At 44.3% G+C, this 16,941-nt stretch carries 12 protein-coding genes and 19 tRNA genes; 29 read left to right on the top strand and 2 right to left on the bottom strand.

Annotated features, from left to right (window positions below; genetic code table 11):
• Window positions 1-155 precede the first annotated feature (155 nt).
• The 20 genes from AC3CH4_RS03550 to AC3CH4_RS03455 all read left to right on the top strand — a co-directional run bounded on the left by AC3CH4_RS03550 (window position 156) and on the right by AC3CH4_RS03455 (window position 3,953).
• A tRNA-Met gene (locus tag AC3CH4_RS03550) sits at window positions 156-232 on the top strand.
• A 68-nt stretch (window positions 233-300) separates the two neighbouring features.
• Window positions 301-385 (top strand) — tRNA-Leu (locus AC3CH4_RS03545).
• Between the two features lie 29 nt (window positions 386-414).
• Window positions 415-489: transfer RNA gene (locus tag AC3CH4_RS03540), tRNA-Gln, on the top strand.
• 77 nt (window positions 490-566) lie between these two features.
• Window positions 567-643, top strand: a tRNA-Met gene (locus tag AC3CH4_RS03535).
• Window positions 644-720: 77 nt separating this feature from the next.
• Window positions 721-805, top strand: a tRNA-Leu gene (locus AC3CH4_RS03530).
• A gap of 29 nt (window positions 806-834) precedes the next feature.
• A tRNA-Gln gene (locus AC3CH4_RS03525) sits at window positions 835-909 on the top strand.
• A gap of 68 nt (window positions 910-977) precedes the next feature.
• Window positions 978-1,062 (top strand) — tRNA-Leu (locus tag AC3CH4_RS03520).
• A gap of 29 nt (window positions 1,063-1,091) precedes the next feature.
• Window positions 1,092-1,166: transfer RNA gene (locus AC3CH4_RS03515), tRNA-Gln, on the top strand.
• Window positions 1,167-1,273: 107 nt separating this feature from the next.
• Window positions 1,274-1,358, top strand: a tRNA-Leu gene (locus AC3CH4_RS03510).
• 51 nt (window positions 1,359-1,409) lie between these two features.
• Window positions 1,410-1,486 (top strand) — tRNA-Met (locus AC3CH4_RS03505).
• 77 nt (window positions 1,487-1,563) lie between these two features.
• Window positions 1,564-1,648: transfer RNA gene (locus AC3CH4_RS03500), tRNA-Leu, on the top strand.
• A 29-nt stretch (window positions 1,649-1,677) separates the two neighbouring features.
• A tRNA-Gln gene (locus tag AC3CH4_RS03495) sits at window positions 1,678-1,752 on the top strand.
• Window positions 1,753-1,820: 68 nt separating this feature from the next.
• A tRNA-Leu gene (locus tag AC3CH4_RS03490) sits at window positions 1,821-1,905 on the top strand.
• 29 nt (window positions 1,906-1,934) lie between these two features.
• A tRNA-Gln gene (locus AC3CH4_RS03485) sits at window positions 1,935-2,009 on the top strand.
• A gap of 108 nt (window positions 2,010-2,117) precedes the next feature.
• A tRNA-Leu gene (locus AC3CH4_RS03480) sits at window positions 2,118-2,202 on the top strand.
• A 51-nt stretch (window positions 2,203-2,253) separates the two neighbouring features.
• Window positions 2,254-2,330: transfer RNA gene (locus AC3CH4_RS03475), tRNA-Met, on the top strand.
• A gap of 77 nt (window positions 2,331-2,407) precedes the next feature.
• Window positions 2,408-2,492, top strand: a tRNA-Leu gene (locus AC3CH4_RS03470).
• Between the two features lie 29 nt (window positions 2,493-2,521).
• Window positions 2,522-2,596 (top strand) — tRNA-Gln (locus tag AC3CH4_RS03465).
• A 68-nt stretch (window positions 2,597-2,664) separates the two neighbouring features.
• Window positions 2,665-2,749: transfer RNA gene (locus AC3CH4_RS03460), tRNA-Leu, on the top strand.
• A 157-nt stretch (window positions 2,750-2,906) separates the two neighbouring features.
• Entirely contained in the window at window positions 2,907-3,953 is a 1,047-nt protein-coding gene (locus AC3CH4_RS03455; RefSeq protein WP_488543301.1) for a lactonase family protein, read from the top strand.
• A gap of 71 nt (window positions 3,954-4,024) precedes the next feature.
• Here AC3CH4_RS03455 and AC3CH4_RS03450 read toward each other — a convergent pair whose 3' ends face one another.
• Entirely contained in the window at window positions 4,025-5,200 is a 1,176-nt protein-coding gene (locus AC3CH4_RS03450) for a 2-octaprenyl-3-methyl-6-methoxy-1,4-benzoquinol hydroxylase (protein WP_488543300.1), read from the bottom strand.
• A gap of 308 nt (window positions 5,201-5,508) precedes the next feature.
• On the opposite strand from AC3CH4_RS03450, the gene miaB reads away from it, so the two are divergent.
• The 5 genes from miaB to lnt all read left to right on the top strand — a co-directional run bounded on the left by miaB (window position 5,509) and on the right by lnt (window position 11,237).
• Window positions 5,509-6,933 (top strand): tRNA (N6-isopentenyl adenosine(37)-C2)-methylthiotransferase MiaB, encoded by a 1,425-nt coding sequence (gene miaB, locus AC3CH4_RS03445; RefSeq protein WP_146457494.1) that lies wholly within the window; start codon window positions 5,509-5,511, stop codon window positions 6,931-6,933.
• Between the two features lie 162 nt (window positions 6,934-7,095).
• On the top strand, window positions 7,096-8,217 hold the full coding sequence (locus AC3CH4_RS03440) for a PhoH family protein (protein WP_017087693.1): 1,122 nt from the start codon (window positions 7,096-7,098) through the stop codon (window positions 8,215-8,217).
• Window positions 8,218-8,679 (top strand): rRNA maturation RNase YbeY, encoded by a 462-nt coding sequence (ybeY, locus tag AC3CH4_RS03435; protein ID WP_017092515.1) that lies wholly within the window; start codon window positions 8,218-8,220, stop codon window positions 8,677-8,679.
• Window positions 8,680-8,799: 120 nt separating this feature from the next.
• Window positions 8,800-9,690, top strand: coding sequence for a CNNM family magnesium/cobalt transport protein CorC (corC, locus tag AC3CH4_RS03430; RefSeq protein WP_004735253.1), 891 nt, complete (start codon window positions 8,800-8,802; stop codon window positions 9,688-9,690).
• Window positions 9,691-9,722: 32 nt separating this feature from the next.
• Complete coding sequence (gene lnt, locus AC3CH4_RS03425; protein ID WP_237299715.1) at window positions 9,723-11,237, top strand: apolipoprotein N-acyltransferase; 1,515 nt, start codon at window positions 9,723-9,725, stop codon at window positions 11,235-11,237.
• A gap of 103 nt (window positions 11,238-11,340) precedes the next feature.
• Here the strand turns inward: lnt and AC3CH4_RS03420 are convergent, their stop codons facing one another.
• Window positions 11,341-11,811, bottom strand: coding sequence for a zinc ribbon-containing protein (locus tag AC3CH4_RS03420; protein WP_488543299.1), 471 nt, complete (start codon window positions 11,809-11,811; stop codon window positions 11,341-11,343).
• Window positions 11,812-12,076: 265 nt separating this feature from the next.
• Between AC3CH4_RS03420 and leuS the strand changes: the two genes are divergently transcribed.
• From leuS to rsfS, 4 genes are all read left to right on the top strand, one after another.
• Window positions 12,077-14,653, top strand: coding sequence for a leucine--tRNA ligase (leuS, locus tag AC3CH4_RS03415; RefSeq protein ID WP_114633072.1), 2,577 nt, complete (start codon window positions 12,077-12,079; stop codon window positions 14,651-14,653).
• A gap of 226 nt (window positions 14,654-14,879) precedes the next feature.
• The gene (locus tag AC3CH4_RS03410; protein WP_146457499.1) at window positions 14,880-15,521 is read left to right on the top strand and encodes an LPS-assembly lipoprotein LptE; all 642 of its coding nucleotides are present in this window, start codon (window positions 14,880-14,882) and stop codon (window positions 15,519-15,521) included.
• Window positions 15,522-15,530: 9 nt separating this feature from the next.
• Complete coding sequence (gene holA, locus AC3CH4_RS03405) at window positions 15,531-16,556, top strand: DNA polymerase III subunit delta (RefSeq protein WP_428785081.1); 1,026 nt, start codon at window positions 15,531-15,533, stop codon at window positions 16,554-16,556.
• Window positions 16,557-16,620: 64 nt separating this feature from the next.
• Window positions 16,621-16,938 (top strand): ribosome silencing factor, encoded by a 318-nt coding sequence (rsfS, locus tag AC3CH4_RS03400; RefSeq protein WP_004735247.1) that lies wholly within the window; start codon window positions 16,621-16,623, stop codon window positions 16,936-16,938.
• Window positions 16,939-16,941: the final 3 nt, after the last annotated feature.

The following is a 16,941-nucleotide window of genomic DNA, read 5'->3' as shown; positions in this document are numbered from 1 at the left end:
TCGACAAATACACCTCTTTGCCTAAAAAGAAACCGAACAGATGTTTATTCGCGATTTATTCAAAAAAAAAGTTGACGGGTTTCGCTCAACTCCGCATAATGCGCCCCGTTCACAACGAAGCGGCAACGTCTCGAAATGAGCAACAATTTGGAAATGGCTACTTAGCTCAGTTGGTTAGAGCACATCACTCATAATGATGGGGTCGCAGGTTCGAATCCCGCAGTAGCCACCATTTTCTAAGCACTCTGTTTGTCATTAAACATCTGTCTCTTAACAACAAAGAGTTTTTAGGAAAGTAAAGCGGTCGTGGCGGAATTGGTAGACGCACCAGATTTAGGTTCTGGCGCCGAGAGGTGTGAGAGTTCAAGTCTCTCCGACCGCACCATATTGAGATATCTTAATTGATATCATTGTTGGGCTATCGCCAAGCGGTAAGGCACTGGCTTTTGATGCCAGCATTCCCTGGTTCGAATCCAGGTAGCCCAGCCACAATTTAAAGTGTAATTATCTTTAAAAAGATAATGGCATTGGAAGCGAGATTATATTATATTACTTCGCTCTCAGATGGCTACTTAGCTCAGTTGGTTAGAGCACATCACTCATAATGATGGGGTCGCAGGTTCGAATCCCGCAGTAGCCACCATTCTTTCTTTATGAAAGAAAAAGTACAAACAACGTTATATTGAATTACCAATGTCGATATAACTATAAAGATTTGCTGCGGTCGTGGCGGAATTGGTAGACGCACCAGATTTAGGTTCTGGCGCCGAAAGGTGTGAGAGTTCAAGTCTCTCCGACCGCACCATTATTTAGATATCTTAATTGATATCCTGTTGGGCTATCGCCAAGCGGTAAGGCACTGGCTTTTGATGCCAGCATTCCCTGGTTCGAATCCAGGTAGCCCAGCCATTACAACGTTACTTAGACAAACCATAAGTCTTCTTAACTATACTCTTTGCTAGAGTAAAAGCTTTGCTGCGGTCGTGGCGGAATTGGTAGACGCACCAGATTTAGGTTCTGGCGCCGAGAGGTGTGAGAGTTCAAGTCTCTCCGACCGCACCATTATTTAGATATCTTAAATGATATCCTGTTGGGCTATCGCCAAGCGGTAAGGCACTGGCTTTTGATGCCAGCATTCCCTGGTTCGAATCCAGGTAGCCCAGCCACTATTAAACTCTTTGTTTTTACTTAGCTTGTTTTTAAGCTAAATAGCAAACCAAGAGTACAACGTTACATCGAACCACCAATGTCGATATAACTATAAAGATTTGCTGCGGTCGTGGCGGAATTGGTAGACGCACCAGATTTAGGTTCTGGCGCCGAGAGGTGTGAGAGTTCAAGTCTCTCCGACCGCACCATTATTTCTCTTTTATTAGAGATAAAATAGTGAATACATAAAATTCATTATTGGCTACTTAGCTCAGTTGGTTAGAGCACATCACTCATAATGATGGGGTCGCAGGTTCGAATCCCGCAGTAGCCACCATTCTTTCTTTATGAAAGAAAAAGTACAAACAACGTTATATTGAATTACCAATGTCGATATAACTATAAAGATTTGCTGCGGTCGTGGCGGAATTGGTAGACGCACCAGATTTAGGTTCTGGCGCCGAGAGGTGTGAGAGTTCAAGTCTCTCCGACCGCACCATTATTTAGATATCTTAATTGATATCCTGTTGGGCTATCGCCAAGCGGTAAGGCACTGGCTTTTGATGCCAGCATTCCCTGGTTCGAATCCAGGTAGCCCAGCCATTACAACGTTACTTAGACAAACCATAAGTCTTCTTAACTATACTCTTTGCTAGAGTAAAAGCTTTGCTGCGGTCGTGGCGGAATTGGTAGACGCACCAGATTTAGGTTCTGGCGCCGAGAGGTGTGAGAGTTCAAGTCTCTCCGACCGCACCATTATTTAGATATCTTAAATGATATCCTGTTGGGCTATCGCCAAGCGGTAAGGCACTGGCTTTTGATGCCAGCATTCCCTGGTTCGAATCCAGGTAGCCCAGCCACTATTTAAACTCTTTGTTTTTACTTAGCTTGTTTTCAAGCTAAATAGCAAACCAAGAGTACAACGTTACATCGAACCACCAATGTCGATATAACTATAAAGATTTGCTGCGGTCGTGGCGGAATTGGTAGACGCACCAGATTTAGGTTCTGGCGCCGAGAGGTGTGAGAGTTCAAGTCTCTCCGACCGCACCATTATTTCTCTTTTATTAGAGATAAAATAGTGAATACATAAAATTCATTATTGGCTACTTAGCTCAGTTGGTTAGAGCACATCACTCATAATGATGGGGTCGCAGGTTCGAATCCCGCAGTAGCCACCATTCTTTCTTTATGAAAGAAAAAGTACAAACAACGTTATATTGAATTACCAATGTCGATATAACTATAAAGATTTGCTGCGGTCGTGGCGGAATTGGTAGACGCACCAGATTTAGGTTCTGGCGCCGAGAGGTGTGAGAGTTCAAGTCTCTCCGACCGCACCATTATTTAGATATCTTAATTGATATCCTGTTGGGCTATCGCCAAGCGGTAAGGCACTGGCTTTTGATGCCAGCATTCCCTGGTTCGAATCCAGGTAGCCCAGCCATTACAACGTTACTTAGACAAACCATAAGTCTTCTTAACTATACTCTTTGCTAGAGTAAAAGCTTTGCTGCGGTCGTGGCGGAATTGGTAGACGCACCAGATTTAGGTTCTGGCGCCGAGAGGTGTGAGAGTTCAAGTCTCTCCGACCGCACCATCATTGAATAGAACCCAGCTTTTTAGTTGGGTTTTGTTTTATCTGGAATATGCAATTCTGCTAGCCAAGTCACCAAGTATTCTCTTCTATAACCTCACTTTTAATACGTTTTTATAAGACAATGTCTGCTCCACTTTCTAATTGAGTATGACTACCTATGAAAAACCTCCCATTAACGATCGGTTGCTACACGGATACGCCAAGTAAAAGCCAAGGTGTCTATCAAACTCAGTTAGATCTAGAAACAGGAAAACTATTACCTCTAGAGCTTATTGCCGAATGTCATAACCCCTCTTTTATCACCGCGACAAAGTCTGGAATCTATACAGCAGCTGAAGTTGAGCAAAAGAAACAACCGAAGCTCATTCATATACCTAATGTTGACTCACAAATCACGTCCAATACAGGCCTCATCTCGGGGGATCACCCCTGCCACGTTGCGATAGATCCCCACAATAAGTTTGCTATTACATCGCAATACTCGTCAGGGACATTCGATATCTTTAGTTTAAGTATCAACGGTAATATCGATAAACGACTCAAAACACTCAAAATGGTTGGCTCAGGGCCGAACAAAGAAAGACAAACTGGCCCACATGCTCATCAAAGCCTTTTCCTGAATAACTCTCCGCAGTTTGTTACCGTCGATCTCGGAGCCGATCGAATCAACTTCTATTGCTTCGACGAAGAACAAGAAGAATTCCTTGATGAGCCAATGCAGTCTATTAAAGTGCCAGTAGGGAATGGACCTCGTCACCTAGTCTTTAACCAAGCTGAAGATAAAGCCTATGTGGTGTGTGAGCTCTCGGAAACGATATTGATTTTGGAGAAATCTTTAGGGCTGTGGAATATTATGGAAGAGGTTGACGCACTTCCTAATACGGAGAAAGGAGAAGCCGCGGCTGCAATTAAGCTATCGCCAGATGAGCAATTCCTTTACGTATCTTGCCGACATCAATCAAGAATCAGTTGTTTTCGAATAGATTCAACTACTCAAAAGCTCATATTTATGGACAGTTACGATATTGAAGGCAAGTTCCCTCGCGACTTTCATATCACTAATGACGGACAATGGCTTATCTCCGCAAACCAGCACTCCAACAACCTCACGTCATTCAAACGAAATGTTGAAGATGGCTCTCTGACCTATACCGGTTACTCGTTAGACCTTGATGCACCAGTTTGTGTCACTCAGCAACAATAAGCATTACAACAAAAACAAAAAAGGAGAGCATCGGCTCTCCTTCTCTATATAAACAACCTGATCTAACCATTTTAAAGGCCCAAGGCGTATTTCAAGACTTGAGCTTTAATCGGCCCTGAGTTTTCTGCTAACTTTAGTGCAGCATTGCGGACAAACTTTAACGGGCCAATGTCATTACTGAACGTTTTATAGAAGAAGTCCATTCCACTCTGCATCATTAAGTTGTCACTTCTTCTCATCACTTCATAGCGTCTTGCTACAGATTGATTCAATTCGCCTTTTTCATTGGTGACATCCAATAGTACTGAAACATCTTTAAAGCCCAAGTTGACGCCCTGCCCTGCTAAAGGGTTAATCGTATGCGCTGAATCACCGACTAAAATACAATTATTCTTCGAGTATGATTGAGCATGACGTCGTGTCAGAGGAAAAGATCCAGAATTCAATACCTTGATATCACCTAGCTCTTTAGGGAAGTTAGCGAGTACTTCATTACGCAGCTTTTCAGGGCTCATCGATGATAATTGTTTTATACGAGATGGGGAGTCATACCAAACCAACGATCCCTGCCCGACTTCTTGACCGTCAGAGGTTAGAGAACACAATGGCAAAAATGAACGAGGACCACTTGGTAGGAATTGCTGCCAAGTAATATCTTGTTGAGGCTGCTCGGTTTCGACATTGATAAGCATGCAGTGTTGTCGGTAATCCCACGCTGTAATACCAATTCCAGCTTGCTGACGAACGGCTGAATTCGCGCCATCAGCCCCAACCACCCACTTCGCTGATAACTCAGCTCCTGATTGAAGCTTAACGATATTGGTTTCACCAAACTCAATCTCATCCAGCTTTTCTGGGCATAACAGTTCGAGATTGTCGTAGGCATCAAATTGAGACCATAATCCTAGTTGAATGAGCCTATTCTCAACAATATAGCCTAGACGAGGCAGATCCAGTGATGCAGCATCAAATCGAGTACGACACTCTGGATGCTCCCACGTTTCTAAACGCTTGTAAGAACACACGCGCATCGCTGCGATACTTTGCCACGCACCAAGACCTTCAAGTAAATCGACCGATGCTTGAGAAATCGCAGACACACGAGTATCCATCGCTTGTGACTCACCAAAAGCTTGTGGGGCAAAACCTTCGATCACCGCAACACTCAGCCCTTGCTTCGCAAAGCCGACCGCTGTTGCTGCGCCAACCATGCCGCCACCGACTACCACAATATCGTAACTGTTCATATTTTGTACTTATCAGTTTGATTCTTTGACTGTTTTTGATTGTACTTTTTCATAACTAACTTGTAACCAAAAACCTTATTCGAAAAAAGGGTTATCCCTTATGGTATATGGCGTTAACAATAATAAAAACCACTACATAAGAGATTTGTTCAGACTACTAGTCAGTCGGTTTTGAAACCAGTACAATACGCCGCTTGCCGCTAGAGCCAGTCATAAAATTGAATACCGAATTATGACAAACACTACTGGCGGATGAATAATGGGCGATTTGCTCCCTTAAATTAAACTAACGATCGAGCGAACATATAATGAGTAAGAAACTGCTAATTAAAACTTGGGGCTGTCAGATGAATGAATACGATTCATCAAAAATGGCCGACCTGCTTAACGCTGCAAATGGCTATGAGCTAACTGAAGTACCTGAGGAAGCAGACGTACTACTATTGAATACTTGTTCTATCCGCGAAAAAGCGCAAGAAAAAGTATTCCACCAGCTTGGTCGTTGGAAAACGCTTAAAGATAAAAAAGAAGGTGTAGTGATCGGTGTGGGTGGCTGTGTAGCAACTCAAGAAGGTGATCACATTCGTCAACGAGCACCGTACGTAGACGTTATCTTTGGCCCACAAACATTACACCGTCTGCCAGAGATGATTAAGTCATCACTGTCTAACGAAAAGCCAGTAATGGATATCTCATTCCCTGAGATCGAAAAGTTCGATAACTTGCCGGAACCTAAAGCAGACGGTGCAACAGCCTACGTTTCTATCATGGAAGGCTGCTCTAAGTACTGTACTTACTGTGTTGTGCCATATACTCGTGGTGAAGAAGTTAGCCGTCCAATGGATGATGTGCTCTACGAAGTTGCACAACTGGCAGAGCAAGGCGTACGTGAAGTAAACCTACTAGGCCAAAACGTAAACGCATTCCGTGGCCCTACTTACGAAGGCGACATCTGCACATTTGCAGAACTACTTCGCCTAGTTGCGTCTATCGATGGTATCGACCGTATTCGTTTCACTACAAGCCACCCGCTTGAATTTGGTGATGACATCATTGAAGTTTACAAAGATACGCCAGAGCTAGTGAGCTTCTTACACTTGCCTGTACAAAGTGGTAGTGACCGTATTCTTACGATGATGAAACGCCCGCATACGGCAATCGAGTACAAGTCTATTATCCGCAAACTGCGTAAAGCTCGTCCTGATATTCAAATCAGCTCTGACTTTATTGTTGGTTTCCCTGGTGAATCTAAGCAAGACTTCCAAGATACAATGAAGCTAATTAAAGAAGTTGATTTCGATATGAGCTTCAGCTTTGTTTTCTCTCCTCGTCCAGGTACACCTGCCGCAGATTACCCATGTGATGTACCAGCACAAGAGAAGAAAGATCGCCTGTGGGAGCTGCAACAGACAGTCAACACACAAGCTATGCGTTTCTCTCGCCTAATGCTAGGCACAGAGCAGCGTATCCTTGTTGAAGGTCCATCAAGAAAGAATCTAATGGAACTGCGTGGCCGTACTGAAAACAGCCGTGTTGTGAACTTCGAAGGTTCTGCAGACCTAATCGGTCAGTTCGTAGACGTGAAGATCACTGAGGTTTACACCAACTCACTACGTGGTGAGCTAGTTCGCACAGAAAAAGACATGGGTCTACGCGTTGTAATGTCTCCAGCAGAAATGATGGAAAAAACAAAACGTGAAGACGAGCTAGGTGTAGCCACGTTTACGCCATAGGTAATACAACTGTTTGAGCACAAAGCTCAAACACAAAGCTTGAAATTACCTGACTAAGTGACCATCTTAGAAATAGGGAATCACCATCAGAAGCCCGGTCTAAATCGGGCTTCTTGCTCTTTTTTTTATTTAAGAGTGAGTGGCACAAAATGAGAGGCTAATTTGAGCAATAAAATCGTTACCTTAGAGATAAATCTAGAGCCAGCAGACAACAAGCGCTTGGCAAGTTTATGCGGACCATTTGACGACAACATCAAGCACCTTGAGCGTCGCCTTGGTGTAGAGATTAATTACCGTAGCAACTTTTTCACCATTGTCGGTAAGCCTCACACAACTGCCGCAGCTTTAGACATCATCAAACACCTCTATGTTGAAACGGCTCCAGTTAAAGGCAACATAATCGATATCGAACCAGAGCAAGTACATCTGGCGGTCACTGAGTCTGGCATTTTGGAGCAACACGTCGAGTCTGAAATCGACTACGGCAAAGAAGTGACCATTAAGACTAAAAAAGGCGTCATAAAACCACGCACACCCAATCAAGCTCAATACCTAATGAACATGGTGACTCATGACATCACCTTTGGTATTGGACCTGCTGGTACTGGTAAAACATACTTAGCTGTTGCGGCTGCGGTTGATGCACTTGAACGCCAAGAGGTTCGCCGAATCCTACTGACTCGCCCTGCTGTTGAAGCTGGTGAGAAGCTTGGTTTCCTGCCGGGTGATTTAAGCCAAAAAGTGGATCCGTATTTACGTCCACTTTACGATGCACTGTTTGAGATGCTTGGCTTCGAGCGTGTTGAGAAACTGATTGAGCGCAACGTGATTGAAGTTGCGCCACTGGCTTACATGCGTGGTCGTACATTAAATGATGCGTTTATCATTCTTGATGAGAGCCAAAACACCACGGTAGAACAGATGAAGATGTTCTTAACCCGTATCGGTTTTAACTCACGCGCTGTGATCACAGGTGATATTACGCAAATCGATTTACCTCGAGGAGCTAAGTCAGGTCTACGTCATGCAACTGAAGTACTCAACGAAGTGGATGACATTAGCTTTAACTTCTTCATGTCTGAAGACGTCGTTCGCCACCCTGTCGTTGCTCGTATCGTCAATGCGTACGAGAAGTGGGAAGCAAAAGACCAGAAAGAACGCAAAGAGTTTGAAAAGCGTAAACGTGAAGAGCGTGAAGCCAAACTTCTTGAAGCTCAGCAAGCCGTTACGACACAATTAGCAACACAAAATAGCTCTGTAATTACAGAACAAGGTGATAAATAGATGTCTATTGAACTAGACCTGCAAATAGCGGTCGAAAATGAGCAAGGACTTCCAACTAAGCAAGATATTCAGCTTTGGTTGGACAAAACAATTCCTCAGTTTCAAGAGAATGCCGAGCTCACCGTTCGTATTGTTGATACAGAAGAGAGCCACCAGCTCAATCATGACTACCGTGGAAAAGATAAGCCAACTAACGTGCTGTCTTTCCCATTTGAAGTACCACCAGGAATGGAATTAGATCTACTGGGTGACCTCATTATCTGCCGCCAAGTTGTCGAAAAAGAAGCAGAAGAGCAAAATAAGCCTCTGCTAGCACACTGGGCTCATATGGTTGTACATGGCAGTCTGCATCTGCTAGGTTATGATCATATCGAAGATGATGAAGCTGAAGAGATGGAGTCACTCGAGACAGAAATCATGCAAACTATGGGGTTTGAAGACCCGTATATTCTAGAAAAGTAAATTGATTCTAGTAAAGTAGGTTGCAGAGAAACAATAACTCATCGAACCTGTGATTTTCGCAGGAATCTGAGTTGTAACGTGTGCTATCACACTTCTGATAGCGTTATTTTTTGAGAAATCATGAACGAAGGTAACCCCCCCACTTCTGAGGGAAGTAAAAAATCTGAAGGTCCGAGTAGAAAGTCCTTCTTTGAACGCCTAGGCCAACTATTTCAAGGTGAAGTAAAAGATCGCCAAGAGCTCGTAGATGTAATCCGCGACTCAGAAATTAATGACCTAATTGACCACGACACGCGCGACATGCTCGAGGGTGTTATGGAAATTTCAGAGATGCGAGTACGCGATATCATGCTGCCTCGCTCTCAAATGGTTACAGTTGAACGCACCGATGATTTAGATACATTGATTGCGCTTATTACTGATGCTCAACACTCTCGCTACCCAGTGATCAGTGAAGATAAAGACCATGTTGAAGGCATTCTATTAGCGAAGGACCTACTTAAGTATTTGGGTTCAGAAAGTGCCCCATTTGATATCGAACAAGTGATTCGCCCTGTCGTGGTTGTTCCTGAAAGTAAGCGAGTTGATCGCCTGCTCAAGGAGTTCCAAGAAGAGCGTTACCACATGTCTATCGTTGTCGATGAGTTTGGCGGTGTTTCTGGCCTGGTAACCATTGAAGATATCCTCGAAGAAATCGTTGGTGAAATTGAAGACGAGTTCGACGATGAAGAAGAGCTAGATATTCGTAAGCTGAGTAAGCATACCTATTCGGTTAAAGCTTTAACCACCATTGAAGAGTTCAACGATACGTTTAACACTTCCTTCAGTGATGATGAAGTCGATACTGTGGGTGGTATGGTAATGACAGCACTCGGTCACCTGCCTGTTCGTGGCGAAATTGTAGAAATCGGAAACTACCATTTCAAAATAACATCCGCAGATAACCGTCGTGTGATTCAGCTACAGGTAACCATCCCTGACGAGCAGCCTCTTCCGACTATCGAAGAATAACAACTTCTCTCTAAAGAGATGACAGAAATTAGATGACTAAGACCTTTATTCATCGCCTATTACGGCCGCTTGCGGCCGTTTTTGTTGGCGCTATAACCACCCTTTCATTCGCTCCATATTCAATATGGCCTCTTGCTATTCTCAGCCCAGCTTTGTTGCTGTTACTGATCCACAACCGTTCTCCTAAAAGTGCGCTTTGGATTGGTTACGCATGGGGCTTAGGCCAATTCACGACTGGTATTAGTTGGGTATACGTCAGTATTGATGGCTTTGGCGGAATGCCTCTGGCTGCCAATTTATTCTTAATGGCATTGCTTGTTGGTTACCTTGCTGTCTACTCCGGTCTGTTTACTTGGAGTTTAAACAAATTCTTTCCGAGCAATAACCTAAGCCGATTTTTTCTTGCTGCCCCTGCACTATGGTTAATCTGTGACTGGCTACGCGGCTGGGTAATGACTGGCTTCCCGTGGTTATGGCTAGGTTACAGCCAAATCGACTCTCCATTAGGCTCATTCGCACCGATTGGTGGTGTCGAACTTGTGACGCTAGCGATTATTGTGTCAGCTTCTGCACTCGCGTATACAGTTATAAACAAAGCGTGGAGTGTCAGCATTATCCCTGCGATTGTCTTCAGTGCTGGTTTCGGTATTCGAAATATCGACTGGGTGACACCGAACCCTGAAAAAACCACCTCAGTGGTATTGATTCAAGGTAACGTCGACCAAGACAGCAAATGGCTACCTAGCCATCGCTGGCCAACGATGATGAAGTACACCGATTTAAGTAGAGAAAACTGGGATGCTGATATCATCATCTGGCCTGAGGCGGCTATTCCAGCATTCGAAGTTGAGATTCCATCTTTCCTACGAAACTTAGATAGCGCAGCGAAGATGAACAACAGCTCAATCATTACTGGCGTGCTGAACCAATCTGAAGATAAGAAGTACTACAACAGTGTTCTTTCTCTCGGTGTCAATCCATACGGTGAATACAGCTACGATCCAGACGAACGCTACCATAAACATCATCTTCTACCATTTGGTGAATTTGTACCGTTTGAGGATATCCTGCGCCCGTTAGCACCGTTCTTTAATTTGCCAATGTCATCATTTAGCCGTGGCGATTTCGTTCAGCCAAACATAGTGGCAAATGGTCGTCATCTAGCACCGGCGCTTTGTTATGAGATCATCTTTAATGATCAAGTGAGACAAAACGTAACGGATGAAACTGACTTTATTCTAACGCTCTCTAACGATGCGTGGTTTGGCCGTTCGATTGGCCCCTTGCAACATATGGAAATCGCACAAATGCGTGCTCTGGAGCTGGGTAAGCCGCTGATTCGCTCAACCAACAATGGTGTAACGGCAGTAACGGATCACAAAGGCAGGATCATCAAGCAAATACCGCAGTTTGAAACCGCAGTATTGAAAGCTGAACTCATTTCAACGGATGGTCAAACCCCTTATCACGTGGTCGGTACTTGGCCACTGTATATCTGGGCGTTGCTTAGTTTGGTAGCTGGCTGGTTTATGAGAAGAAAAGACTAGATTCGAGATTCGAGATTCGACGGAAAGTTGTTGAGGGTTGGCTGATTCAGTCAACCCTTTTTATTACTACGGTGTAAAGTTGAAGATGCTATGCCGCCAGTATTTACGGCTTAAGCGCTTTGCGGCTAAACCCTGTCGAGCCACATTTAATACACGGAATAATCGTCGTTGGGTGGTTATATTCGGTTTGATGCCCACACTCATCACAGACAAGTGTCCCGAGCCCAATAACCTCATCAGCTTGATACAAGCCTTGATGTTCTAAGTCTTGAAACAGTTCAACCCATTCAACCTTAGTGCGATCAGTGATATCCAAGAGTCCTTGCCAAATAGAATCTGTGATCATTAAATAAAATGGACCACCTTTACTATCTTCATAGCTTTCGGAGAACTCTTTTAAGTCCGACTTCACGTAGGCCGAAATCAATGACAATTCGTCTTTGGTCATGTCATTGGCTGCTTTCGCATATTTACCTGACGTTTTTATTTTGTTGTTAAGCTCTTCAGGACTATGCTTCAGCGTTTCTATCACCTCTTCGACGACTTCTTCATAGAGTGCTTTTTTCTTCGGCATAACGACCTCCTTAAGATGACCAAGCTTTATCTTAGTGAACTGACCTTAAGTGAAGCGACCAGTCCCTAACAAACAAATGCAATTCATACCCTTAAGTATAGCTGTCCTAAGTAATTAGGTTGAATTTACGCAATCAACCACGCTGCAACTGCAAGTATGAAGGGTATAACTATTGTTGTACTAAGCTCCTTTAGGTATTCTATGACGATCTGTAAGATTCTGTTCTAACCGAACTCACAAATTCCAAGATAACCGGATACCATCGATGCAAGAACAATATAACCCGCAAGAGATTGAACAAAAGGTTCAACAACACTGGGATGACAGCGAGACTTTCGTTGTAAGTGAAGACCCAAATAAAGAAAAATTCTACTGTCTTTCTATGTTCCCGTACCCAAGTGGCCGACTGCATATGGGTCACGTGCGTAACTACACCATCGGTGATGTGGTATCTCGTTTCCAACGTCTACAAGGCAAAAACGTAATGCAACCAATCGGTTGGGATGCATTCGGCCTACCTGCAGAAAACGCAGCTGTAAAAAACAACACAGCGCCTGCTCCGTGGACCTACGAAAACATCGAATACATGAAAAACCAGCTTAAACTTTTAGGCTTTGGTTACGACTGGAAACGTGAATTCGCAACGTGTACGCCTGAGTACTACCGTTGGGAACAAGAGTTCTTCACTAAACTTTACGAACAAGGCCTAGTTTACAAGAAGACATCTTCTGTTAACTGGTGTCCAAACGACCAAACTGTACTAGCGAACGAGCAAGTAGAAGACGGTTGCTGCTGGCGTTGTGATACTCCAGTAGAACAAAAGAAGATCCCACAGTGGTTCATTAAGATCACTGAATACGCTCAAGAGCTACTAGACGACCTAGACAACCTAGAAGGTTGGCCTGAAATGGTGAAAACCATGCAGCGTAACTGGATCGGCCGCTCTGAAGGTGTTGAGCTGTCTTTCGCTGTTAACGGTGAAGAAGCGCCACTAGAAGTGTACACAACACGTCCAGACACACTAATGGGTGTTTCTTACGTTGGTATCGCTGCAGGTCACCCTCTTGCAGAGAAAGCATCACAGAACAACCCTGAGCTTGCAGCATTCGTTGAAGAATGTCGTAACACCAAAGTGGCTGAAGCTGAACTAGCAACGATGGAAAAGAAAGGTATGGATACAGGCCTAACGGCTATCCACCCTCTTAACGGTCGTGTTGTTCCTGTTTACGTGGCGAACTTCGTTCTTATGGATTACGGCACAGGTGCGGTAATGGCAGTTCCCGCTCACGATCAACGTGACTACGAATTCGCAACTAAGTACGGCATCGATATCATCCCAGTAATCAAACCTGAAGACGGTTCTGAGCTAGATGTGTCTGAAGCGGCTTACACTGAGAAAGGTGTACTGTTCGATTCTGGCGAATTCGATGGTCTTGCGTTCCAAGAAGCATTCGATGCAATTGCTGCGAAGCTTGAAGCAGAAGGCAAAGGTAAGAAGACTGTAAACTTCCGTCTGCGTGACTGGGGTGTATCTCGTCAGCGTTACTGGGGTGCTCCAATCCCAATGGTAACCACTGAAGACGGTGAAGTTCACCCAGTACCAGCAGACCAACTGCCAGTCATTCTTCCAGAAGACGTGGTAATGGATGGCGTAACTAGCCCAATCAAGGCAGATAAGTCTTGGGCTGAAACCACATTCAATGGCGAACCAGCGCTACGTGAAACTGATACGTTCGATACGTTCATGGAATCTTCGTGGTACTACGCACGTTACTGTTCACCACAAGCTGACGACATTCTAGATCCAGAGAAAGCAAACTACTGGTTGCCAGTTGACCAATACGTTGGTGGTATCGAGCACGCATGTATGCACCTGCTTTACTCTCGTTTCTTCCACAAGCTTCTTCGTGATGCGGGTTACGTGACATCTGATGAACCGTTCAAGCAGCTTCTATGTCAAGGCATGGTTCTGGCTGATGCGTTCTACCACACGAACGAGAAAGGCACGAAAGAGTGGATTGCTCCAACTGACGTGACTATCGACCGTGACGCGAAAGGTCGCATTGAAAAAGCTGTAGACAACCAAGGCCGCGACGTTGAGCACTCAGGCATGATCAAAATGTCTAAGTCTAAAAACAACGGTATAGACCCACAAGAGATGGTAGACAAGTACGGTGCTGATACAGTACGTCTATTCATGATGTTTGCATCACCTGCAGATATGACGCTTGAGTGGCAAGAGTCTGGCGTTGAAGGTGCAAACCGCTTCCTTAAGCGTGTTTGGAAACTGGTTCACGCTCACTCTGCTAAGGGTGCGGCTGAAGCTGTTGACGCTTCTGCGCTATCTGGTGACCAGAAAGCACTTCGTCGTGATATTCACAAGACTATCGCGAAAGTAACGGACGATATCGGCCGTCGCCAAACGTTCAACACAGCCATCGCTGCAATCATGGAACTGATGAACAAGCTAGCGAAAGCACCTCAAGAATCTGTACAAGATCGTGCAATCCTTGATGAAGCGCTAAAAGCGGTAGTACGCATGCTTTACCCAATGACTCCACACATCTCTTACGAAATGTGGATTGCTCTGGGTGAATCAAACGTAGACTCAGCAACATGGCCAACGTTTGACGAGAAAGCACTAGTTGAAGACGAGAAGACTATCGTTGTCATGATCAACGGTAAGCTACGAGCGAAACTAACGGTTGCAGCTGACGCGACAGAAGAGCAAGTTCGTGAACTTGGTCTAAACGATGAAAACGCTATGAAGTTCCTAGATGGCTTAACGATTCGTAAAGTTATCTTCGTACCTGGTAAACTTTTAAACATCGTAGCTAACTAATATTTGCTAGCTAACATTGGCAAACTAACAGTTGCAGATTAAAGCGAACCAGCTTTAGTCTGCACATATAACTGCTGAAGCGAACTTATTTTGTTTTCAGCAGTCTTTAGACAGGGTGCGACATCGCCCTGTCTACTTATTTAAGCGCTTTAGATTCATAGCTCAACAATTCTAACGAATTAAAGCCTTTAAATAAGTATTCTACCTTCATGAGAGCCATCAAATAATGCGCCTGATTTCACTATCTTCATTGAAAGTTACTGTTGTTGTTTTAACCGTTAGCCTACTGAGTGCCTGTGGTTTCCACTTACGTGGTGACTATTCTGTACCAGAAGAACTCAACAAGATCTCTGTGACCAGTTACGACCAATACAGTACGTTTACACGTATGATGAAAGGTCAGCTACGTATGAATGATGTAGAAATCGTATCGCCTACAGAAAACACCCCTAATTTGCATATTATTAGCGAAAGCGTTAGTGAGCGAACTCTGTCCCTTTACCAGAATACTCGTGCAGCAGAAAAAGAACTGACACTCAACGCATCATACCGCGTCACGATTCCTGAATTAGGCTCAAAGACATTCTCAACGAGCGTAACCCGTAGCTACCTAGACAATCCGTTAACCGCATTAGCAAAATCGGTTGAGCGCGACATGATCGAAGATGAGATGCGTAAGCTTGCAACAAGTCAAATCCTTCGTCAAATGGCTCGACTAAAAGCGAACATCGCTGCTGATAGCATGGATCTAGATGCGCTAGAAAATGTTCAAGTGAAAGAGCTTGAGAAACAATACAACATCAAGAACGTCGAAATAGATCCAAGTTCTACGGAAACGACAAAGCCCGTAGAATCAGCTGAACAATAGGTTTATTTGATGCGTATTTTTGCTGACCGCTTATCAGAGCAACTTGCTAAACAACTAAGTAATGTTTACCTCATTTTCGGTAACGAGCCTCTGCTGTTACAAGAGAGCCGAGAAGCGATTCAAAAGGTTGCTAAAGAGCAAGGCTTTGATGAACGTCACCGCTTTGCTATTGATAACAGTCTGGACTGGAATCAAGTCTATGACTGTACTCAAGCATTAAGCCTGTTCTCTAGCCGTCAAATCATCGAACTTGAACTGCCAGAGTCCGGGGTCAATGCGGCGATAGCCAAAGAGTTACTGGCAATCTCAGAGCATATCCACAGCGATATTCTGTTGATCTTGATTGGTACGAAGCTAACCAAGGCTCAAGAAAGTGCTAAATGGTTTAAAGCACTGTCTAATCAGGGTCACTGGATCAGTTGCCTAACGCCAGATGTCAGCCGCTTACCTCAGTTTGTCCAAGCGCGCTGCCGTCAAATAGGCTTATCTCCAGACCCTGAAGCGATTCAAATGCTGGCACAATGGCACGAGGGTAACCTATTTGCTCTCACTCAAAGCCTAGAAAAGCTAGCGCTCCAATACCCTGACGGAAAACTTACCCTAGTACGCTTAGAAGAATCACTGAGCCGTCACAACCACTTTACTCCATTCCATTGGAGTGACGCGTTACTGGCTGGAAAAGGTAATCGTGCACAACGAATTCTAAGACAACTGGAAGCTGAAGGTGTAGAGCCAGTCATTTTACTGCGTAGCATACAACGTGAACTTGCCTTGCTATTACAAATGCAGCAACAAATGAAACAGATGCCGATCGGCCAAGTATTCGAAAAACACCGTATCTGGCAATCTAAAAAGCCTCTTTATAACGCTGCGCTAACAAGAGTTTCGATTTCTCAATTACATTCGTTGTTTGCGTTGCTGACTCAAGCCGAATTGATGACAAAAACTCAATATGAACAGTCGCCTTGGCCACTAATTCATCAGTTAAGCGTAGAGTTTTGTATCCCTTCAGCTTCAATCCCATTTCACGCATAAAAGCGTGGTATATTCTAGGGTCAACAGATCCTAAAAAGCTAAATTCAGATTAAAGGAACACCCCGTGTTACGTGAAGAACTAAAAGATTTTCTTGCAGACAAAGCCGACGACATGAAAGCAGAATCGATTGTTACTATCGATGTAGAAGGCAAATCAAGTGTTACTGATTACATGATTGTTTGTACTGGCACCTCTAAGCGCCATGTTGCCTCTATCGCACAACACGTTGCCGATGAAGTGCGTAAAGCTGGTATGCAACCACTAGGCATGGACGGGCAGCAAGAAGGTGAATGGGTTGTTCTAGATATGGGAACAAGCATGCTTCATGTTATGCAAGAAGAACATCGAGAGCTGTACCAACTAGAAAAACTTTGGGGCTAAGCG

Source organism: Vibrio sp. QJM3NY_26, assembly GCF_057786005.1.
Note: the sequence above shows the minus strand (reverse complement) of the source record. Positions and strands in the feature narration are given on the sequence as shown.